The 23,214-nt window shown below is 44.5% G+C and carries 15 protein-coding genes; 4 read left to right on the forward strand and 11 right to left on the reverse strand.

Translation table 11 applies throughout. From position 1 onward, the window contains the following. Positions 1-27: 27 nt before the first annotated feature. On the reverse strand, positions 28-501 hold the full coding sequence (greA, locus tag GK108_RS05675; RefSeq protein WP_163944211.1) for a transcription elongation factor GreA: 474 nt from the start codon (positions 499-501) through the stop codon (positions 28-30). A gap of 311 nt (positions 502-812) precedes the next feature. Here greA and fmt point away from each other — a divergent pair, with 311 nt between their 5' ends. From fmt to GK108_RS05690, 3 genes are all read left to right on the forward strand, one after another. After that, a complete protein-coding gene (fmt, locus tag GK108_RS05680; protein ID WP_246224721.1) occupies positions 813-1,736 on the forward strand; it encodes a methionyl-tRNA formyltransferase in 924 nt (307 codons plus the stop codon). A gap of 75 nt (positions 1,737-1,811) precedes the next feature. Next, positions 1,812-2,798 (forward strand): polysaccharide deacetylase family protein, encoded by a 987-nt coding sequence (locus GK108_RS05685; protein WP_163944214.1) that lies wholly within the window; start codon positions 1,812-1,814, stop codon positions 2,796-2,798. Between the two features lie 76 nt (positions 2,799-2,874). Beyond that, positions 2,875-3,390, forward strand: coding sequence for a dihydrofolate reductase (locus GK108_RS05690; protein WP_163944216.1), 516 nt, complete (start codon positions 2,875-2,877; stop codon positions 3,388-3,390). A 73-nt stretch (positions 3,391-3,463) separates the two neighbouring features. Here GK108_RS05690 and GK108_RS05695 read toward each other — a convergent pair whose 3' ends face one another. From GK108_RS05695 to GK108_RS05715, 5 genes are read right to left on the reverse strand one after another with little or no spacing between them, the layout of a single operon-like run. Beyond that, positions 3,464-4,477: a bestrophin family protein gene (locus GK108_RS05695; protein WP_163944218.1), complete on the reverse strand. Its 1,014-nt coding sequence runs from the start codon at positions 4,475-4,477 to the stop codon at positions 3,464-3,466. 35 nt (positions 4,478-4,512) lie between these two features. Continuing rightward, on the reverse strand, positions 4,513-5,685 hold the full coding sequence (locus tag GK108_RS05700) for a SpoIIE family protein phosphatase (protein WP_163944221.1): 1,173 nt from the start codon (positions 5,683-5,685) through the stop codon (positions 4,513-4,515). A gap of 19 nt (positions 5,686-5,704) precedes the next feature. Continuing rightward, positions 5,705-6,589, reverse strand: coding sequence for a sensor histidine kinase (locus GK108_RS05705; protein ID WP_163944224.1), 885 nt, complete (start codon positions 6,587-6,589; stop codon positions 5,705-5,707). 33 nt (positions 6,590-6,622) lie between these two features. After that, on the reverse strand, positions 6,623-10,417 hold the full coding sequence (locus GK108_RS05710) for an ATP-binding protein (protein ID WP_163944228.1): 3,795 nt from the start codon (positions 10,415-10,417) through the stop codon (positions 6,623-6,625). 22 nt (positions 10,418-10,439) lie between these two features. Continuing rightward, positions 10,440-13,316 (reverse strand): HEAT repeat domain-containing protein, encoded by a 2,877-nt coding sequence (locus tag GK108_RS05715; protein ID WP_163944232.1) that lies wholly within the window; start codon positions 13,314-13,316, stop codon positions 10,440-10,442. A 126-nt stretch (positions 13,317-13,442) separates the two neighbouring features. Here GK108_RS05715 and GK108_RS05720 point away from each other — a divergent pair, with 126 nt between their 5' ends. Then, the gene (locus GK108_RS05720) at positions 13,443-14,138 is read left to right on the forward strand and encodes a hypothetical protein (protein WP_163944234.1); all 696 of its coding nucleotides are present in this window, start codon (positions 13,443-13,445) and stop codon (positions 14,136-14,138) included. A gap of 1 nt (position 14,139) precedes the next feature. Here the strand turns inward: GK108_RS05720 and GK108_RS05725 are convergent, their stop codons facing one another. From GK108_RS05725 to glgX, 5 genes are all read right to left on the reverse strand, one after another. Continuing rightward, complete coding sequence (locus tag GK108_RS05725; protein ID WP_163944237.1) at positions 14,140-16,836, reverse strand: TonB-dependent receptor plug domain-containing protein; 2,697 nt, start codon at positions 16,834-16,836, stop codon at positions 14,140-14,142. Positions 16,837-16,854: 18 nt separating this feature from the next. Beyond that, positions 16,855-20,001: an nSTAND1 domain-containing NTPase gene (locus GK108_RS05730; RefSeq protein ID WP_163944240.1), complete on the reverse strand. Its 3,147-nt coding sequence runs from the start codon at positions 19,999-20,001 to the stop codon at positions 16,855-16,857. A gap of 33 nt (positions 20,002-20,034) precedes the next feature. Beyond that, positions 20,035-20,460 carry an ATP-binding protein gene (locus GK108_RS05735; RefSeq protein WP_163944244.1) on the reverse strand — a complete coding sequence of 142 codons (426 nt, stop codon included), beginning with the start codon at positions 20,458-20,460 and terminating at the stop codon, positions 20,035-20,037. A gap of 160 nt (positions 20,461-20,620) precedes the next feature. Beyond that, positions 20,621-20,935, reverse strand: a complete 315-nt coding sequence (locus GK108_RS05740) for an STAS domain-containing protein (RefSeq protein ID WP_163944247.1) — start codon at positions 20,933-20,935, stop codon at positions 20,621-20,623. A gap of 159 nt (positions 20,936-21,094) precedes the next feature. Beyond that, positions 21,095-23,212, reverse strand: coding sequence for a glycogen debranching protein GlgX (gene glgX / locus GK108_RS05745; RefSeq protein ID WP_163944249.1), 2,118 nt, complete (start codon positions 23,210-23,212; stop codon positions 21,095-21,097). Positions 23,213-23,214 lie beyond the last annotated feature (2 nt).

The raw sequence follows: 23,214 nt of genomic DNA on the forward strand, positions 1-23,214 counted from the left end.
TATAAACTGAAAACTGTAAACGGCTGCTTATCGGGAGATTTCAACAACTTCAAATTCCACTAAGCCTGCTGGTACTTTAATTTCAGCAACATCGCCGACGCGCTTGCCCAGAAGACCTTTACCAATAGGGGAGCTTACTGATATACGCCCTGATTTCAGGTCTGCTTCTTCTTCAGAAACCAGCGTATAATTCATAACGGCTCCGTTTTTCTTATTCTTGATTTTTACATTGGACAGAACCGAAATCTGCGATGCATCGATGGTCGATTCATCCAGAATACGAGCGTTGGCAACTACTTCTTCCAGTTTTGATATTTTCAATTCATGAAGCCCCTGAGCATCTTTAGCCGCATCATATTCAGCATTTTCGCTAAGGTCGCCTTTATCGCGGGCTTCGGCAATCTGACGGGCAATTTCGGCCCGACCTTTTGTTTTCAGATCGTTCAGCTCAGTTTTGAGCCGGTTGAGTCCTTCTTCTGTATAATATGAAATTTTTCCCATAATACGTACGTACTTACTCGTTAATTCACATTGGGTTTGGGTTGCTCGTTAAAAACAAAAAGAACGGTACACTGACCGTTCTGCAACCAAATTGGTTTTCTTTGCAGCCACGTCAGGATCGTCGTCGGATCTCCCGAGCGATCGGTTTATGAATATGGTAATTTGTTCGTCGCATAGGCAAGGCCAATACCATCAAATTGTTCTGACTCGATACGGTTAAACCAACGTATCGTTGATACAAAAATAGAAATACTTCCCGGCTATATCAACAGTTGATTCATTTGCCGGTACAAAAACTGAGCTACCGATTCATGGATAAATCGCTTCGCATCGTCTTCATGGGCACTCCCGATTTCGCCGTCGCCAGTCTGCAACGACTGCTGGGAGGAGGGTGTACTGTTGTTGCTGTTGTTACGGCTCCTGACCGACCTTCAGGCCGAGGATTACAGCTAACTCCTTCCGCTGTTAAAAAAGCAGCATTGGCCGCTAACCTACCTGTTTTGCAGCCCGAAAAGCTGCGTGATCCGGCTTTTCTGGACGACTTGGCCAGCTACAAGGCTGATCTTCAGGTTGTCGTAGCGTTTCGCATGCTGCCAGAGGTGGTATGGGCTATGCCGACGATTGGTACGTTTAATTTACACGGTTCCCTACTGCCGCAGTATCGGGGAGCGGCTCCGATCAACTGGGCCATCATTAATGGCGAAACGGAGACTGGTGTAACCACTTTCTTTATCGAAAAGGAAATCGATACAGGACAGATGATTTTCCAGGATACGGAGCCTATTTACCCGGATGATACGGCCGGAACGGTTCATGATCGATTGATGGAGCGGGGTGCTGATCTGGTTCTGAAAACGGTACGAGCCATTGAAGCGGGCGAGTATCCTCGGACTCCTCAGCCCATGTCGGGCGAGCTAAAACCAGCGCCCAAACTCAGCCGGGAGACAACAGAAATTAACTGGAATCAACCAGCCATAACGGTTCGGAATTTTGTGCGGGGGCTGTCACCTTACCCAGCGGCCTGGACTACCGTAAACGGCAAATTTTTTAAAGTGTATAACGTATCCATCGCCAACGAGTCGCCCTTTGCGGCTGAAGTGGGAGAAGCCTATACCGATAATAAGACGACCATTTTGATACGTGCCGCCGACGGCTGGCTAAGCCTGGACTTGTTGCAGGCCGAAGGCAAACGCCGGATGACAGCTGAGGAGTTTTTGCGGGGGAATCGTCTTTAGGTAATGATCATACGTAGCGTCAGGCTTACCCGTATGATTCCTGGTTTTTGCTCCTTAACGTACTTCTCCCTACTTATGAAATTACTCGTAACGACGCTTGCTACGTGCTTACTCGGCTACTACGGTGCGAAAGCGCAGACACCGACTTATGCCGAAAAGTTAGGCTTCCCGAAAGGGAAAAAGGTGGTGATTTTTCATGTCGATGATGCGGGCATGAGTTACGAATCAAATATCGGAACCATCAACGCATTCGATAAAGGCATTGCCAGCTCGGCTAGCGTAATGATGCCCTGCGGCTGGGTGCCCCATTTTTTCGACTATCTGAAAAAGAAACCCAATCTGGACGTGGGCGTTCACCTGACCCTAACGTCGGAATGGAAAAACTATCGCTGGCATCCACTCGTTGGGCGTGAGAAAGCCCCCGGCCTGTACGACGAACAGGGTAATTTCTGGCCCTCCGTTGAGCAAACCGTAGCCCACGCGTCGGCCGATGAAGTAGAAGCCGAAATTCGGGCTCAGTTGGCACAATATCGGGCGTTTGGCCTGCAGCCGACCCACATGGATTCACACATGGGTACGTTGTTTGAACCCAAATTTGTAGGACGTTACGTTAAGGTGGCTATCGAGGAAAAAGTGCCGATTTTATTTCCCGGCGGCCATGCTACGTTGATTGCGAAAGCTCGATTAGTGCCGGCGCCTATGCAGGACATGATACGGCAATTGGGTAAACAGCTATGGGATGCCGGGCTGCCCGTTATGGACGATCTGGACGGAAGTATTACCAGCCTGAATTTGCCTGCCGGTGCCTCAGATAGCGCGTTACAGACGTTCAAAACGGAAAAGTTTATTGAGCTATTGCAATCGGTTAAGCCCGGTTTGACCTACATTATCATGCACTGCACCGATCCTACGCCCACTTTTGATCTGATCAGTAGTTCGGGGCAAAGTCGTAAAGGGGATATGCTGGGCATGATGGACCCGGCACTGAAAGCTTTTATTGAAAAAGAAGGAATCATTGTCACGACATGGCGTGAGCTGATGGAGAGACGTAAAAAGTTGTGAAAGAATGAGCGAGAAAGTTAGACAATAGTATGTGTTGGCTTGTTCTCTCTATCAGTCATTTGATCACTCAAGGGTTATGAAAATTAGCTTAATAGCGGCCGTTGCCGCAAATGGTGTTATTGGCCGGGATAATGATATGCCCTGGCACTTGCCAGACGATTTCGCTTTTTTTAAGCGTAAAACTAGCCATCATCCCATCATTATGGGGCGGAAGTCGCTGGAAGCATTGGGTAAACCATTACCTAATCGGACAAATATTGTGATCACCCGCAACGCCGACTTTTCGGCTGACGGCGTCATTGTGGTACATTCGCTGGATGATGCTATAGCTGAAGCCACAAACGATATTGAGCAGAAAAGAGAACAGTCTACTGACGAAATATTTGTGATTGGCGGAGCAGAAATTTATAAGATGGCACTGCCTGTAGCAAACAGACTTTACATCACTGAAATCCACAGCGATTTTGATGGTGATGCGTATTTCCCATCATTTAGCAAGAACGAATGGCAGGAGGTTAGCCGACAGCCTCATGCGGCCGATGACCGGCATAAGGTGCCTTTTGATTTCGTTACGTATGAGCGAAAAGAGTAGTTCGCTGAAATGCGAACGAAACGTTCCGAAAAACTAAATATTCCTGTTTAGTTTTTCGGAACGTTTCGTTTTACTACATCAGAATATTGTCGACCGGCTGAACTCGTTGCGGGAGTTCGGTTTCTCCCAGCATTTCGCGCAGATCAATTTCGATATTTCGGCAAATAGCCGTCATGGGAATATCGTTAATGCTGTTTTCAAAGGGGTTTTCGCTGGTATCGCCTACTACCTCCATGGTGTAGAAAACCCAGGCAATAACCGTATAAAAAGGAACCGTCAGCCAGAGGTGCGTGATACCGACTTTACTCATTTCGGTCAGTAAACCGAAGGGCAGAATAGCGATAAATAGCTTCACAAACAGCGAGCTAAAAAAAGCGTATTGGCGCGGAAAAGGAAACGATTTAATACGTTCGCAGGCACCTTGCTGGTTATAAAATTCGTTCAGCAGTCGTTCCATTTCGACATGGTAGTATTCCGATATCAGACCGGCCGTGCGGAGTTCACGCAATTGTTTTGACTGGCATTTGATAATCTGAGTGGCCGGATTCTGTCGCTCAACAAAGTATTCGACTTCATCATCATGAAGAAACAAACTGAGTTCTTTGTCCAACTGCCCGTGATTGAACGCGTGTTGTTTCTCCACTATATGAGCACCAATATCGGTATCTTCCTGCCAGATCGGGCGGCTACGGAGTTGGATACGTAACGCATTCAGATAAGCAATGTGACGATAAATAAGGATCTGCTGGACTCGATACAAATCGGCGGGCGAGTAACAAACCTGCGCGTTCATCATGCTGATGAAGTCCATAACCGCCAGCCCCCACGAGCGACTGGCATTAACCAGGCTACCCCAGATACGTCGAGCTTCCCACAGCCGTTCATACGACGAATTGCTCTTAAAGCCGATGTAAAAAGCGACCGCAGTTCCGATGGTGGCAATCGGAACGAATGGTACTGCTAAGAACGTCCACCCGGCCCACAAGTACAAGGCACAGATAACGGATGAGTAAACCACAAAAAAGAGAACAGCCCGCCAGGCAAAGGGCGCTATAATGCGAAAAGGAATCCGTTTAGCAGTGTACATGATCAGGGCACAAGTTAAAAAAGAGGTGAAGTGTCTTAGCCAGCGTAGTGCAGCGTAAGGGCTGTAATGTCGTCAAATTGCGCATTGTCGCCGATGAATGCCTGAATCTGACTCAGTACTTCGTCGTTGATGTCTTTGGGTGTTGCCGAAACCGTTTTTTGGATCAGCAAATCTTTGACGCGCTGGATGCCAAATCGTTCGCCGGATCGGTTATTACAATCGGTTACACCGTCGGTGTACGTAAAGAGCGTATCGCCTGGCTCCAGCGTAAACGTGTTGGAGACATACGGGAAGTCGCCATCAATGCAGAGGGCAATGCCGCCTTTCTTTTTGAGAACTTCAATTTCATTGTTCTTGCGCAGAATCAACGGCGGTTCGTGACCCGCATCAATGTATTCGATTTCGCCGGTTTTTAGGTTCAGAATGCCAACAAATGCCGTAACGAACATCATCGATTGATTGTCGGCGCTCAGGAAGTCGTTGATTCGACGTACTTCTTCGCTAATAGTATCGCGATTTTTGTTGGCAAAATGGCTTTTGAAAATCGCTTTCGTAATAGCCATAAACAACGATGCCGGAATGCCTTTATCGGATACGTCGCCGATCAGGAAAAAGAGGTGATCATTATCCATCAGGAAATAATCGAACAGATCGCCACCCACCAGTTTGGCTGCTTTCAGAAACGCATGCAGGTCAAAATCGTTACGTTCCGGAAAAGGAGGAAACGTTTTGGGAAGCATGGCCTGCTGAATCTCCTGCGCAATGTTGATGTCGTTTTGAATCGCTACCAGCTGATCATGCTCTTTCTGAGAGTTTACCATCATTTCGATATGGCTGATGGTTTTGTTGATCGTGATTTCCAGATCGTCGAAATTGATTGGTTTGGTCACGAAATCAAAGGCCCCCCGGTTCATGGCAGTACGTATGTTGTCCATATCGTTGAAAGCCGAAACCATGACCGCCTTGAGATAGGGGAGCTTTTTGTCGTTCAGTTTCGACAGAAAAGTCAGGCCATCCATCTCGGGCATATTAATATCGGAAAGGACCAGAACGATATCCTGGTTTTGTTCTATTTTCTCAAGCGCTTCGGCGCCATTAGAGGCAAAAATAAACTCGAAATTCTTGTCGCGGATTTGCCGTCTGAATCGCTGACTGATCAGCATTTCCATATCCGCTTCGTCGTCCACACTAAGTATTTTAATGGCCATTGTATTGGTTAGTAAAGAGTTATTGGTTTTGCTGCTCCTGATTCAGGGGCAGACTAATCGTAAATTCGGTATAAATTCCGGCTTCGGAATTAACGCTTAGCGATCCTTTGTGCATACCGTTGATAATGTCGCGGCTAAGTGATAGGCCTAGTCCCGTGCCTTTCCCGACCGGTTTGGTTGTGAAAAAGGGCGTAAAGAGCTTGGCTTTAACCTCGTCGGGGATACCGTCGCCGTTGTCGCGAATCTTTATATCGATACGATCGTCCAATCGTTGCGACGTAACGGTAATGGTTGGTTTGTAATCGCCAACCTGTTTTTTGCGACGTTCGTTGACAGCGTAGCAGGCGTTCAGAACCAGGTTCAGGACCACCCGGTTGAATTCGTAGGGTGCCAGCGGTATTTTTCCAATGGCTGGATCTAGCTGGAAGAGTAAGGAAACGACAAACTCTTTATCGCCGGAACGCATGCCCTGATAAGCCAGTTTCGTATATTCTTCCAGCAACGTATTCACGTCGGTTGGCTCGAACGAAGCAGAATCTGAGTGCGTTTGAGCCAGCATACCCAGTATGATGCGCTCGGCTCGTGATCCGTTTTCGCCAATACGTAGTACGTTGCCTTTCAGCATGCCTAATACGTCCAGCAGATCCTCATAGTCTGGATGCCCCTCGAACTTTATCGTAATGCCTTCTATTTCGTCGATCAGATCAACCGACAAATGGGCATAGTTGGTAATGAAGTTGAGCGGATTTTTGATCTCGTGTAAAATGCCAGCCGTTAGCTGACCAATCGAAGCCAGTCGATCCAGTTGAACCACACGCTCCTGCAGCATGGCCAATTCGGTGTTTGAGGCTGGAGGTGGATTCGTTAGCTGGCCAGGGTCTGCTATTTTTTTTGGCGCTTCCATACTGCAAAAGTTAAGTGGTTGTGAATAGGTAAATTAGAACGTTGCAGACAGGGAAGGTAGCATCATCAGAATTTCTGTGAACGCACCTTCCTGGGAGTTGATTTCTATTTTCCCTTTATGAAGTTCAATGATGTCTTTAACCATAAATAAACCGAGGCCGGTGCCTTCCGATGTGGGTTTTGTTGTGAAAAATGGACTAAACAATTTCTCTATCTCTCGTTGAGGTATGCCTTTTCCGTTGTCTCGGAATCGGATAAAAACCTGATCCTGTACGGCCTTGGTCGTAATTCTGATTTCGGGCGTAAAACTCTTGTCGGACTTACTTTTTTCGTGGAGTGCGTAGTAGGCGTTGCTAACGATGTTTTGGATAACCTGACCAAATTCGTAGGGGAGCAGACTAACTTTTATTGGCTTGTTCTCCAGATTCAGAGTCAGGCTGACCGAATAGTCTTTGTAATGCGTTTTGATTTCCTGTACAGCGCTCCGGGCTTTGTTATCAATAAAATTGTTGAGGTCGGTTTCCAGAAAGTCGCGCGATTTCTCTTTTAGTAGCCGCTGCATATCCTTCAGAATACGGGTTGTGCTGTTGCTGTGTTCCTGAATTTTCACCAGATTGGTTTTTAGTACGCCAACTTCGTCGAGCATATCATCGAGCGAATCTGCTGGTACGTTCGCTCGTTGTTTTTCCAGTGTCTCGACTAAATCTTCGATTAGCCCTTCGGATAACTGCGAGAAGTTATTGACGTAGTTCAGTGGGTTCAGAATACGGTCGACAATGCCTTTGGTCAACTGGCCCACCGAGGCTAGTTTTTCCTGTCGAATGAGTTCGTCCTGCGTGTTTTTGAGGTCACTGAGCGTGTTCTCCAGATCTTCGAGGAGCTTGGTTTTAATGAATGCCGCAATCAAATGTTCTTTCAGATTACGGATCATGTTAATATCCCGCTGATCGAAGGCATAAGCGCGGGAAATGTTTTCGAGTAAAATAAAGGCTTCAATCTTGCCTTCATTTTTGATGACAATCGTAAGCAGCGATTTCGGTGCGTTTAGATTATCGATCAGGTTATTTAATGGCGAAAAACGAACATCATTTTTATAATATATATCCTCATAGACCTCGTCGGCATAGGATAAATAACGGTCTTTGGCCTGATCGAGCGTTAGCTCCAGTGACTCAAATGCGCTTAGGTCCTGTATGCCACGTAGCGCCTTGAACCGGAACGTATCGGATGCTTTGTCGTAGACCAGGAACGTACCATTGTCCATGTTCCGGATCACACTGAACTTTGAGAGTATGGTTTGGAACAGATTGGAGAAATCTACTTCAGCATTGATCGATTGAACGATCAGGTCAATTTTTTCTAATTGATCATTTTGAATGACGAGTTCCTCCGACTGACGCTCTAGCTCCTGTTTTTGATCAACAATTTCTTCGGTACGTTCCTTGATTAAGTTTTCCAACTGTATTCGTTCCCGCTCGAGCTTGCTCAACCGCATTCTAAAAAGAGCGGCCAAGACCGTTCCACCCAGCACTACGTATAAGACGATAGCCCACCAGCGTCTGTACACCGGCGTGCCTATGGTGAATGAAAAGGTTGATTCTGTGCTTTCTACACCATAGGCATTTTTGGCCTTGACGTGGAAAACGTAGCTGCCTGGGGCAAGATTCGTATATTCCTTTGTTGTTTGGTCTGACCACAGTGACCATGTTTTATCAAACCCATCCAGATAATATTGAAATAATAACTTATCGCTTGAAGCATAGGTAGCCGCCGAAAACTCAAATTTTAGCGCATTAGTCTGAGCGTTGAATCGTATGTTGCCAAGGGGATCTAAGGTTTTGTCAACGGCGCTCCCCGCCTTGCTGTAGCCATTAAACACGGTGCTATCGCCATTCGAAATTCTACGGATATAGGATTGAAATGGGATGGCATTTTTATGACTAAATCGGTCGTCGAATCGAATCAATCCTTTCGATGTCCCGAACCAGGTTATGTTGTCTTTGTCTGGATAAATAGCGCGGATAGCTATATCGGAAATTGGCAAAAACTGCGTAGTGTCTTTCTGGAAAATGCCACCGTTGTTTTGATAAAATGCCAGTTTTTTGTCGTCCCCTTCGGTGGCCCAGTAGTTATTGGTACGATCTTTTACGAGGAGGCCATACCAATTTTTATTACCTACACTGCTGTTTTTCGTCTCTGTGTTCAGAAACGATGATGACGAGAATGAGTCAACCGGTTTATTGTATTTAAATACGCCTTTCGTATTATACAGAATAACCCCATTATCTGAATTGATGATACGATTGCCAACGCGCGTTAACTCGCCCGAGGGAGTTGTATATCGGTAATTGACGGTAGAATTGGTCGAAGGCGTATAACGAAAGACTCCCTTAGATATACTCTCCATCCATATATCGCCGTAATTGTCAGAGAATACATTAATTATATTGTCGCCATAATTTTGAATTTGCTGGTAGGTACTTGTACTCTTTCCCAGACTAATCCTGGCTAGTCCTTCTCGGTTGCCAACAAACACACGGTCGGCATTGGCTTTATCCTGAGTGAGGCTGAAGCTATATTCTTTGTTAATTCGTTGTACGCTGGCCGATAGTGAGGGTAATAAATAGGTGCCATTACTACTGGCAATTAAAAGACCTTCCTTAACAGTGAGCAGGCTCCAGCACCCGGCGGTAATGCCACTTACTGGGATAAATGTTCTATCGTTCAGGTAGTATAAGCCTTTAGTAGTGCCCAGAAATAGTTTATTAGAATGTCTTAGTACACTGTTGATGGCGCCAAGGTCATAAATTGAGTTTGAGAATATAGAAAGTGGGGAATTAATGACTAGCTGTGCTATTCCATTATCGAGAGCGAGCCATAAATTTGAATCTTTGTCTTTGAAAATAGCGCTACAATTTCCATAATTTATTTTCTCCTTTTTATTGCCTTTTTTCAATACGTCTCCTGCTTTGTTTATCAGTGATAAACCGGTTTCATTCGACCAGATGGCTATAGTGTCTTTGGTAAAAGAAATGACATTTGTTATGGGGGTAGTTAAAAATAGATCCCTGGCTGCTGATTTGAACTCCCTGATCGTGTTATTGGATAAGGTGTAAATACTGCTTTGTTGCGTAAACACCAGGCTGTGCTTCGTATCGATTGGTAGTATATTGACAATGTTTTTAAGCCCAATAGCTATAGTAGTTTCAGGGTTAAGCGTAGTCGGATTTCTGATTTCTACAGATAAATCTTTATAATGTACTAATAACTTATTATTGTAATTGAAAATAGACTGAATAGGTTTTGTTACAGTTGTTGTTGTTATTTTTTTGTTTTTTAATTTGTATATTTTATTGGTTGATACAAAATAGATGTCTTTGTCTATTTCAATTATTTTACTGATCTCACCAGATAAATCACTTGTGTTTGTGTTTAAGGATTTGAACGTAACGGTTCCAGAATTGTCGGTGTATAGATAACCAAACTCATCTCTAGCCCCTACGTACAAAATACTGTCTGTGCTGTAATATAGAGAAGATATTTTTGTTTGTAGTGTTGTGCGTATTGTACGCCAGTTGATTCCATCATACTCCAGCAAACCACCAAAATTGCCAAAATACATGATTCCTCTTTTATCCTGAGCTATGGCAAAGTTTTCATTGTGATTCTTGTATTGGTCAGGCGTATACAGATATGAAAAAGGTGCACCAACTTCGAGAGAATGTGTAGACTGTGCATTTACTTTATTGATAATAACAAACAATAGTATATGTACACCTATTACGAGGTATTTATTCTTAAAGGATACTATGTTTAGAATTGAATGCATGTAACTAGTTTTGGTAACAACTCTATACAGCTTGCAATGGATTCGTTTTCAAGGAATAGGTAGGCAATGCCTCATAGACTATATAAATCCATGAGTCAGATAACGCTTTAATCGATTTTACTATTTTAGGATTATGCTCAAACGCATAGTTTTCAATGATTTTTACCGTATCATCTTTGTAGGTAACCTGAATGGAGCCAACTCCCACGACAAAACTTGTAGCTGCTAATAGTGAATTGTCTTCATCAAGATAAATTTCTTTATCAGCTTTATAATAGATAGGACGTATTGAGTTTGCCAGAGTTAGTAAAGTGTCTGGATTCCAGTCAGGTATCAATTTTGATGCTAATACAGCTTCAATAGCACTAATTTGTAATTCATTACTGTCATTGAGTTTGATTACATCATCTGACGCAGTAATAAGGTTAGATAGCTTTTTATCTACAAAGTAATTTCTAAGCTCATTGAACCGATCTGGGTGTTCTCCTTTTAAGAAAAAAAGACTTATTTCTGATAAAATAGGTTCTTTAGCTGTTACGTAGCCAGCTATAATAGTACTTGTTTGCGCTGATTTATACTGCATTAGATATTTCAACGCCAGCGCTTTTGTTAAAATACTTAAATGATTTTTGTGGACTATTGCAATTAACCGTTCTTTTGGGTTTAAACTCTCTTGCGGGTATTGCATCCGATACTTAAACAGAGTTTCGATATGGCTAATATTCTCAAAAAGAATGGACACTTTTGCCAGAATCTCTTTCTGTTTTATCAAAATAGTAATTAGATCGGATAGGTAACTTTTTGTTTTGCTATTCTGGTTATAAATTAACTTCTCCAGCTTTAATATACGTTTGTCGCCTGTTACATACGAAAGCGTTGTTAATAATTTGAGCATTATTTTCTGCTGCTCAATCCGTAATAAATTAATTAGGTTTTCATGGTTGTCTACTGTTTGTAAATCGATTTCTGCCGACAACGTCCATAAAAACATATTAACTTTCGAATCAATAATATTCATCAGGAATAACTCTTCGCTCGTATTCGGCTTATAGCCAAGGTTATTCAGGGCGTCAATAATATGATCAATGATTTCGATGGAAGGATGTACTATTTTGGAACGTAACAGGCGAATGGAGTTTGGGCTTCCAATCGCTTCTAAGGCATCAATGAAAATGGTTAAAATTTCTGTTTGCTTAGCATAGCTTCCCATATATGTGTCTATATATGGAATTACAGGGTCGCCTATTGTACAAATCGCCTGTTTAGCAGCTTCTCTGGTTTCAGGTATCAGAAGATTGTTTAATAGAGCAGGGATAGTTTCTGGTTTTCCTAGCTTTGTAGCCGATCCTAATGCCGCTATTCTGACATCTACTTCGTTGTCTTCCAGTAGTTTATTGATGTATTTGTAAGCCAGCAAACGGCCAGTGCGCCCAAGTTCTATAGCAGCTTTAATTCTATCTTCCTTTTTATTCGATAGCGATAAATTAGCGAGTTCGTCTAATGGAGAAGGTGAGCTGAGTCTGTTCGAGTCATTAGTGTCTAGAACCTCAGTGGATTTGTTGCTTTCATACAATTTTATTTTTATAGAAGATAATATAGTCAATAAAGCAAGCCTATATTCTTTTTGCATGATAAACACCAAAATGCTCCATATAAGTAGAAACAGAAATAGTGATGAATAAATGAACAGCGTACTACCTAAGTTGAATTTTATTAAAATCAATAATGATAAGCCTGCCAGTACGTATCCGCCTGGTTTAGCATAAGTTTCAACCTGATTTTGTAGCTGAATACTATCCTTATTATTTAATGGTTGGTATAGTAGCTGATATGAAGTATCACTAAATGATCTACGGACTGATGTTATCAAAAAGCGACTAATCAGAATCAGGAAAAACGTATTAATATCAAATCCAAGCATTAAGAATAATAAAAGACTTACTATACTTAGTGCCAATGGCATTATAATTAAGCCAGAGATAATACCATATGTCCTTGTGACAAACTGAAAGAGAACGCCTTTTACCAATAATTCAATTATTGAGCATATGAAAAGAAACTGCCCTAGAAAAATGGCTAACTGTTCTTTATCAGGAAAATATAGTTTGCTGGTTATTGAGAAGGAGTATTCTATAATATAAAGACAGGCTATTGGAATAGTGCCCAATGAGTACATGAGTAGCGAATAGTTTCTGCTTACCCTAACGGATTCTGTACTGGTTGTTTCTACACTTGCCTTTTTTAAACCAAGTTTTTCACCATAGCGCCTGGTTATTAGTACCATAAAATATAGTGAGAGGGCAATAAAAGCCAATGCTATATACAATAGCCCATCAACACTAATTACTTTTGAACTTATTAGGGTTTTAACCAGGAAGTTAGCTGTAATCGAGGCCATGACTTCTCCAGTCCCGATTAAACTATATAGGCGTTTGGCTTGGTTTAAATCAAATAATTTTGACGCCGATACCCAAAATGTAAATGTAAAGACAAACAGATTGGCTCTAATCCATAAATAAATACAGAAAATAACCCATTTGCTGTCGAATAATGTATGACATAGTAGTAATACAGACAGACTTACAATAAGCGTAATGATAAGTATTATTGATAAAGGAGAAAATTTAACATATTGCTGTATATACTTATTGACTCTCCCTATTAAATGCACAAATACTCCTCCAACTATATAAGCAATTGGCAGCATGGCGCTGTCAAATCTGGATAAGAATATTGTGGTGGCTGTTGTATAGTATATGTATATCCCTACGCCAATAGAAGAAGAGTAAGCTAATAAATATAGAACTACCTTACGTTCTTCCTCACGAACATCTAACAGATTCCATAGTCTGCTAATCTGTACGATATTCCTGATTGGTATGTAAAGATTTTGAAACATTCAATGATTGATTAATTCGTAAATTTATTGGTTGGTATTATAAATACATCTACAAGGATTATTGTAATTAAAATTAATATTAATTTTGATAGACAAGCTAGTCTTCTCTTTTTTAATCATAAAACCATGAATTTTTTAAATCTTGATTTTAGTTATACCGAAGGTGATTTGTTTCTTCAGGATGACGGTTTGCGAAAATCAATTAGTCAATTGGCTGGTCAGAGTTATTATGACATCAATCCGTTGCTCGACAGGATTTATGCAGTTAATGATATTGCTTTCGTTGCTAAAGAGGGAAAAACTGTAGTTGGTGTTCTGGTGTTTTCATTTAAAAATAGAATTAAGATTGATATCGGCGGTCACTCTTACACGGCTATTTATAATGGTTTTGCAGTTACTAGTTTGCATTTTCGAAATCAGAAAATTATGCAGCAATTGATTGTTTATGCTACTAAGGAATTTAATTTAAGAATTAATTCAGTTAGTAATGAGCTGCTGTTTTACGCTATAACATCTAACCCATATGCTTTACGTGCTTACCGAAAAATTTCTTCTTACATGGAGCCATTTATTGATGGCTCTTTTTCTGAAAAAGGTAGTTACCTTGTTTCTTTGCTAAAAGGACAGTTGGGGTTGACGGTTCAGGAAGATATTCATCCTTTCAAATTCACGTCTTCTTTACCTCAACGGTATAGTAGCTTCGAGAAAAATAATTTGACTAATGCGCCGGTTCATGAGAAAACATTGTTAGAGAATTTAAATGTTGTTGAAGCTTTCGGTGATCGAGTTATTTTATTTTGGATTCCGGACGGTACGTTCTGACTTATAGGGAAATGAAAAAACGTATCATACCATTTATACCTTTTTGTGGTGTTCGGTAGCCCTGGCTGATTCCATTGGCCGATCGTGCTCCCGGATCTGAATATTCTTTGTTAAGCAGGTTGTTCCCTACCAGTTGCGCAGTCACTACCCGATTAACCTGATAACTGATAGCCCCATTCAATAGCATATAGGCTGGGAATTCTCCATTTGGTTGCATAGTGTTGGTGGCAACCGATGTGCCTGGCCCCACTGGTTTGGCACCTACGTAATTGAACCGTAGGTTTGCGTTTAGCCGTTTGTTTAAAAAATTACCATTGATTCCCGCATTAACATGGTGGCGAGCAATGTCTCCCACAACCAGATTCGTCCGCTTTGTCTCGTTTTTCTTCAAGGTATCCTCCCGAGTGGCGTCTGTAAACGTGTAGTTTGCATACACCTGAAACTGCTCCGAAAGCACAAACGTAGCGTTTGCCTGTACGCCCATGATGTTGGCCACGCCCGTGTTTTTTTTCTGCTGTGTGGTGGTGTTACCATAGGGAACCGATGTCTCTTCTACGATGTCCGAAAATTTTGAATAGTAGGCTGTAATACCTAATTGCGTTCTATTATGAAGCGAATAGTTGACCGAAAGCTCCATATTGGCAACATGGTCTGGCCGTAGGTAAGGATTGGCCAGCCGGCGGGTTGAGCTTAAGGCATACCGATCTTTACTGGATGCATCCTGAAAAGCCGTCGCATAGATGGCTTTAAACGCCAGTCGACCTGGTGTATAAACCAGCGCAATACGTGGGTTGAATTCTGATCCATATCCGCCTGTTTCCCGTATGCGCGAATAATCATAACGACCACCAACGGTTAGTGAAATCAAGCTGTTGACTGCGTACGTCCCCTGCAGAAATGTTCCTAAATTAAATACTTCAAACAGGTTGCCGCCCGGTGTATTATCCAGCGAACTTTTACCGTAATCTTTCGCACTGGTATCAATTGGTGTTGCTAAGGTTCGGCTGATCAGTATGTTCTTGTAGTCGCCCTGGAGACTGCTGCTGCGGAATTCAAAACCACCAATTACGTCTAGTTTGGGAATTGGAGAGGCCATGAGCCGTAACTCATTTCTAAACTGGTTTGAGTGTTGATAGTAATACATGGTTTCCCAGTACGCCTTCTTTTGGTTGACCAGATTAGAAGCAAGACGTACCGCACTGGGAGCCGATAGGGTATCGCCGGTAACGAGTATCTGGCCCTGATTACTATAGTTTTTGAGGACGGCAGTACTTGACTGATCGATGATTTCCGTAACTCTGTACTGGCTTGTGTTAATCAACGTAAGCTTGTCTTTGATCAACTCATTCGTATACACAGCGTAGAAAACGCTTTGCAACGGCCGCCAGACGTTGCCGTTGCGGGCCCCTGCCCTCGAGTTATCGTTCGCAGAGTTAACAGTTCCCTGACTCAGATTCCAGGTTTCGAAACTGATCAGGAGGTTATCCAGCGACATTTTCGCTTTGAGGTAGTACGTTTTTAATTCGTTCGTATATCCAATTGAGCGACCGTTTAGTGTCTGGGTTAGCGCTTGTTTGTCGAGATTACGGGCCGCTTCAATGCCCGCAGCCGTAACCAGAACAGAATCTCCAACGGCCGTGAAGTAAGGCGTTGTAGTTGAGCTGTTCAGAATCTTGTATCTTTCTGCGGCACTTTTCCCTTTGAAATTGAGCGCTTTACTATAGTTGAAGGAATCATAATCGGCCGGATTGTAATCATACTCGCGGTACTTTGATAGATCGTTGAGGTCGGAAAAGTAAGCCCGTCCTGTTACACTCAACGTAACGCCACCTGCTTTGGCGGCTGCGGTTACATCCATGTAGCGAGTGTTATACGTACCATAGCCGATATCGGCGCTTAAAGTCGCTTTTTTCCGGCCCAGTATTTCCTTGGGTGTTTTTGTGATCACATTAACCACCCCCAAAAAGGCATTGGCTCCGTAGATTGTAGAAGCAGGACCGTACACAATTTCAATACGTTTTACATTCGTGATCGGTATCTGAGTGGCCCAGTAAACGATATTGCTCCACAAGTCATTTTCTTCGATACCATCCACCATAAATAAGGTCCGTTCGGTGTTGTCTGAACGGTAGCCGCGCTGAAATACGTTGGAATACGTAATGGCATAGGTTCGGGACACGTCAAAACCGGGCAAGTCATTAAACAGTATTTCGAGATCGGTGTAGCCGCGCTGCCGAATGTCTTCTTCCGTTAGCACCATTACCGTTGCGGGGGCTTTATAGAGATCTTCGGGCTTTTTAGAAACCGAAGTAACCTGCATCGATTGGGTACGCGATTCTTTCACTACGTTCACCAGATTCACAAACCGATAAGGCAGCAATAAATCAGATTCAGGTTCGTAACTCGGATTGTAATTGAGCATCTGAACAATGGCCGAATTGGCCTGCTGTGTCGAATCAATTGCCAGATAGGTTAGGGCCAGTAGTTTATAGGCCAGTATTTTTTGCTTATCATCGAAACCGTTCTCCAGGCAAGGCATCAACGAGCTGAACACACCGTTGAAGTTGGCCCGGTCGTAGCTTTCCTGAGCGTCTTTGATTTTGTAATCGCCACATCCCTGCTGAGCAATAGCTTCTGTATTGATAGCCAGAATGCCGAGCAAAGTCGCCAGTAATGCGATATAGACAGCTGGTTTCATACGAGTTATTGACATCGTTTAATTGGTATCGAGCAAAATTCCTGGTTGAGCCATATAGCCCGCCAGTAGCTTTTGCCATTCTTCGTTCGAATAGTTCCCTTTAGCAATCTTCAATGCCCGATCATACAGTAGCTGGGTATTGATTGTCATAGACCGAATCGTCTTATCGGCTCCGCCATAAAACAGCGTATTTCCGTCTGTCGATAACGCGAGGCTCATGACCCAGTTATGATAGTCTGAAATAACGATAGGGGCTTGCTGCGGATCGGCTCGCGACCATATCCGTACTGATCCATCAAGACTACCCGTTATGATTAATCGATTGTCGGGCGAAAATAAGGCGCCTGTTACAGTGGCAGCATGGCTACTGGGCAGAAAGTTTACCAGCCCATTTAGCCGGTTATTGCCTAAATTCCAGAGTAATACGTTGCCCGACGACGACCCCGTGACGAGCGATTTACCATCGGGGCTCAGGGCCAGAGCCGATACATGACTACCTTTAAATTCAGGGCGGCTGATCACAATCGGTGCTTTACTAAGATCAGCGGTATCGATGAATAAAATACGACCGTTGTCTGATCCGCAAATCAGCTGAGTTTGATTCGGAGCGAACTGGGCCGAGAATAATTTATGCCCTGTTCGTAGGTAGCCTACTGAATCAATGCCTGTAGACGTAAATTTCCATCGAATCACAACCCCCTCAGCACTAACGGATACAAACTGATCGTCGCTCTTGTATTCGAGCAGGTCGATAATTGGCGAGTGGCGGGTAGCCAAGAGGACTGACTTTTTAGGTTCCGTGAGGTTCCACATATAGAGTTGCCCTTCCGTATTACCTGCCACCAGCCGATTCTTACTATCCGAAATGAAAGCTGACCGAAATCCGCCAATGGATCGTCGGGCAGCCGTGAACGTACTGACCGGCCTGTTGGTGGTCAGATTCCACAAACGAACAGAGCCATCATCACTAGCCGACAATAAGCTGTTTTTGCCGGGCCGAACGGCCAGCATTCGTACATTATCGCGGTGGCCTTCCAAAATAGATTTCTTGTTACTTACCCTGGATAAAGCCGAAAATACTGCGGGGGCATTGGAGGGGCCGTCGTTTTTGAGGGTGAGCTGGTAGGCCAATACCGACAAAAGTGCAGGCAGTGAATCTTTTACGTTGTCGGGCATTTGCGATGCTTTGATCGCTATCGATTGAGCAACGGCCAACATACCCAGGCGGCTGGCTTCTTTCGCATTTAGCTTTTCCCGTTCAGAGGTTCTCTCGGCAAGAACCTTCAGACTATCCGATGTTTTACTGGCTGATTTCGCCCTTTTTTCAGCAGCAGAAGCAATGCCTGTGGCAATATTGGCCAGATTTTTTTGCTGAATGGCAATGCTACGTTCCTGGTCAGCTCTGTTTTTCTGACTGGTAGCCAGTTGCTGTTGCTCCTGCGCGTACTGACGCTGCGATTCAGCAATTCTCCGCTGTTCTTCGGTTAAAAGCCGTTGTTGTTCGGCAATTTCCTGAAGTTGTTGAGCAATTTTGCTTTGAGAAACGGCTTCTTTGGTCTGATCTTGAGCGTTTTGTTGCTCTCTTCGGGCATTCTGTGCATTTATTTCCGCTTCTTTACGTGCCTGGCTGGCATCGTTCATCAGCAGATTGAAGTAGATCGACGCAATAATGGCGATTACGGCCAGGGTGATGCCTATAACGGCCAGTACACGATTTCGCTGGAGGTCTTGCTGCTGCCGTTTTTCCCGACTCTTAAACTCAAATTCGTACTGATCTTTGCTGTAGTCCAGGTACGATATGGCACGTTCAAAGAACATATCGTAGCGCTGAGCCCAGGCTAAAGTCGGCTTATTCTCTTTCTGCCATTTAAGAGCAATCTGAAGCTCAGGGGGCACTAATAAGCCAGTTCGGCCCGACTGATAGTCGGCCGACGATTTGGCAATTTCTTTGTAAAGCTTGGCCGATTCGATCTCTTCCTGTGCCCATGTCCGTAAGCGTTCCCACAGTTGAACAATTCGACCTCTCGAAATACTGACCGCTGTATCCTGACCCACCGACGTACCGGCAAATGGTGTCAGAAACGATGCTTCGCGACCTCTAAAGCGATCAACAATATCAAAAATCAAGTATTCAGGCAGGCCTGTTATTGCTTTGATTTCGTTGATGGTGAGTGCGTTGATCGTGCCCGTTCCGTGAAGGCTTAGCGTAATCAGCGATTTGAAAATCTTTTCGGTCGCCTGTTGACTTTTTTCGGGTAAGCTGGTGTATAGTTCTTCGGCGTGAATCGAAATTGCCTGGGCCATTGTTCCAACCGCTTCGTAGTTTGGAATATCAATGGCCTGCTCGGGCGCTGCTGAGGCCTTCCAGTGCTGCCAGGTGCGCATAAGCGCGTGCTGAAGAACGGGAAGCTGATTGGCGTTTTGACCCGTATCGGTCAGAAGCCTTTCGGTTAAACCCGGCGTAATTTGAGCCCCTAATGCTTCAACGGGTCTGACGATTACTTCTCTGATCTCGCTGGCATTCATCTTAGGAAGCAGGTAAGACCCTTTATTGATCGCTTCCGTAAGACCTTCGTAGAGCGTGCAGTAATCCAGAAAATCGGAGCGCATCGTCAGCACGATAAAAATGTGATTATCGGGCTTTTGACTGGCCGTAAGTAAGAGCTTAATAAAGTCGGCAATCGTTTCCTGTTCAGTCGGTTGGTCCGAATCATCCAGACTGTGCCGAAAGATTTCTTCAAACTGGTCAATAAAGAGCAAAATAGTTTGCTCTTCCTGCGCAGATAGAAGATTGGTTAGACTATCAGCGTTCTGGCGTAGTAAATGGTCGATATCCAGATTGCTGACGTCAGTTTTTTGGTCGGTAAAGTATTGTTGAAGGGCAACCGTTAAGCTCTGAAACGGATCTCGCCCCAGCGTAAGCGCAATAACCGACCAGTCTTTACGCTCTCGTTGTAGGGTAGGGATTAAGCCTGCTTTGATCAGCGATGATTTTCCACTTCCTGAGTTTCCGACAATGGCCAGTAAGCGAGCCATGTGCAGAATATCTTTGAGCTCGCGGATAGGCTGGTCGCGGCCAAAGAACAGGTTAGAGTCTTCGTAGTCGAAACTCCTTAACCCAGGGAATGGATTTGCATAGTCAACCTGATGGTAAAACTCTATCATCGCTGGCCTCCAAAATCAGTTGGTTATGCCCGCTTAGGCATCGCTCGTTTTTACAATGAAAATGTTTCGGTTTCGGTTGTTGGTGAATTCATATTTAAACTCATCTACCGCATTGATCGTGAGATGAATACCCATGCCGCCAATAGGTCTTTCTTCTAGTGGCCTGGCAAAAAACTCTTCATTGGGTAACTCACGCTGCAAAGGATCGAATGGAGCCGCATCGTCTTCCAGGATAACCGTAAGCTGGCTATCGGAATGATCAACCAGTACATCAACGACCCCCTCTGTTCCAGTCTCCTCGTAGCCATGCACGATAATATTGGTGGCAATTTCGTCGAGCGCCAGCATGAGGTTGTAGGCGGCTTTCTTCGATAGGCCAGCCCGCTGAGCCTCTTCTTTTACCACCTCCCGAATACCTGCGAGCGAATCGAGCGTACCCGGAAACGTTTTCCGTTCCATCAGAGTGGGATTGAAATGGTTTACAGTTCTTTTATAGTTTATAGTTTTCAGTTTATGGTTTATAGTGTTCACGGGGTCGCCCGAGCGGTAGTCCGATGGTACGCGAAGCGGTCTTGTGCCAGCTATAGAAAACTATAAACTGAAAACTACAAACTGAAAACTACAGATACTGATCAACTACGTTGACGCTGTGAAGGAGGCCGGTTTTCTCCAGTGTTTCGAGAACCGATTCCTGTGGCTTGACAATGTAGATCGCCAGTCCTGTACCCATTTTCTGTTTGGCAAAAATTAGAACGCGCAGGCCGGCCGAAGAGATAAAGCTCAGGTTTTCAACAAACAGGATAAGCTCGTCAGGGGATTCGGCCGCCAGTTTTTCAATTTCCTTCTGGAACTCCCGGGCCGATAGTGAATCGACTTCTCCAACCAGTGTGATTTTGGCAATTTTTTTTGCTTCTGCCACTATTTGAAAACTCATGATAATGTCTTGTTTTTAAAGTGAAAAAGATGTGAGTAGGGATATATGATGTAGGATGCTTCAAGCCGAAAAATGGGTTCTGCTGGGCAATTGTCTGGGGCATATCGTATGCCTTACTCTCCTTTTGCCCTACAGCACACCTTAGCGCCTACAGAACTGTTATTTCCCGATCAGAACCACTACGCTACGAGCGCCAACCAAAAATTCGTGCTGATTGTCGAGCAGTGATTCTTTTCCATTTTCGCAAATGTCGGCGGGCGATGGCATATCAGTGTTCGCAAACAAATACCACTTCTTTTCGGGTGGTAGCGCCGGAAGTTCAAAATGAAGACCGTTCCAGTACATATTCATGGCTACGTATACCATGCTGTCTTTGACAATACCCTGTTTGGCATGATCGCCACAGAGCAGAAACGCAAAGGATCGGCTCGATGGTGAACGATCGCAATTCCAGGCTTTGGTGCCGTGGAAACTGATGTCTGGATAACCGCTACCTACGGAGTCCCAATACTGAAAATGAGTTGGGCTACGTAGCACCGGATGTTGCCGCCGGAAATTGATCATGTTCCGGGCGAAGTTGTATAGGTCGGCGTTCGTGTCGAGTTGCGACCAGTCGAACCAGTTCAGCTCATTATCCTGGCAATACGTATTGTTATTGCCTTTTTGGGTCCGGCCTACCTCATCGCCCATCAGCACCATCGGAATGCCCTGGCTAACCATCAGGATGGCTAAGGCGTTCTTGATTTGTTTGTGGCGCAGGAAGTTGATTTTCGGGTCGTCGGTTTCGCCTTCCCAGCCACAGTTCCAGGAGTTGTTGTCGTTAGCTCCGTCGTTGTTATTTTCCCCGTTGGCCTCGTTGTGTTTTTCGTTATAAGCAAACAGGTCGTAGAGCGAAAAACCGTCGTGACACGTAATGAAATTGATACTGGCCGTTGGTCCGCGCTGGTGGTACAGGTCGGGTGAACCCATAATCCGCTGGATCATGCCACCTACTTCGCCTGGATCACTTTTAAGGAATTTTCGGACATTATCGCGGTATTTGCCGTTCCATTCGGCCCAACGCCCGTAAGCAGGGAAAGAACCCACCTGGTAAAGGCCGCCTGCGTCCCAGGCCTCCGCTACCAGTTTACATTTAGCCAGGATTGGATCGTAGGCCAGCGATTCGAGGAGGGGTGGATTACTGAGCGGACTACCATCCTGGGCGCGTCCCAGAATAGCCGCCAAGTCGAAGCGGAAGCCGTCGATATGGTATTCAGAAGCCCAGTAGCGCAGACAGTCAAGCACCATGTTACGTACTACCGGATTGTTGCAGTTCAACGTATTACCCGTTCCGGAGAAATTAAAATAATAACCCTCCGGGGTTAGCATGTAATACGTTTTGTTGTCGATACCCCGGAACGAAATGGTTGGGCCGCGATGATCGCCCTCGGCGGTGTGGTTAAACACTACGTCGAGCATGACCTCAATACCATTCTTATGCAGCTCTTTAATGAGGGTTTTCAGCTCATCGACCTGCATACCGAATTTGCCGGTTGCGGCATAGCCTGCTTTAGGGGAAAAGAAATTGACTGTGCTGTATCCCCAATAATTCACCAGCGTTTCGCCGGTAGTTGGGCTTTGGCGGCTGTTTTCCCACTCATCAAATTCATAAATCGGAAGCAGCTCAATACAGTTAATACCCAGTTCTTTCAAATACGGAATTTTGGCCCGTATAGCGCTGAATGTTCCGGGGTTTTTAACCTTTGATGAAGGATGCTGGGTAAAGCCACGAACGTGCATCTCGTAGATCACCAGGTCTTCAACGGGCGTTTCGAGCGGGTGGTCGTGTTCCCAGTCGAAATCTTCGAAAGCCAGCCGTGAACGATACGGGTAGACGTTATCCCAATTGGGTTTGGCTAACCAGGTGTCCCGTCCGCTGATTACTTTGGCATACGGATCGCTTAGAATAACCGATGAGTTAAACCGATGACCCGCTGCCGGATTGAACGGGCCGTCCATACGGTAGCCGTATTCAAGCCGTTCGTAATCAAGTTCGAACACGATCATGCTATACACGTTGCCGATCCGAAATTCATCGGGGAATGGGATTTCGGCAAAGGGTTGATCGGCGCCCCGGTCGAAAAGCACGAGCGTACAGCTGGTTGCGGAACTGGAGTAAACACTGAAGTTAACCCCGTTCGCTACCATAGTAGCCCCAAAAGGCAACGTGTGGCCGCGCCGAAATTTAATGCCCTCGTGCTCGTGAGTTGGGTAATAATCTATCCGATTATCGATCATAT

It is taken from the genome of Spirosoma terrae (assembly GCF_010435915.1).
In the GTDB taxonomy this organism is placed as follows: Bacteria; Bacteroidota; Bacteroidia; order Cytophagales; family Spirosomataceae; genus Spirosoma; species Spirosoma terrae.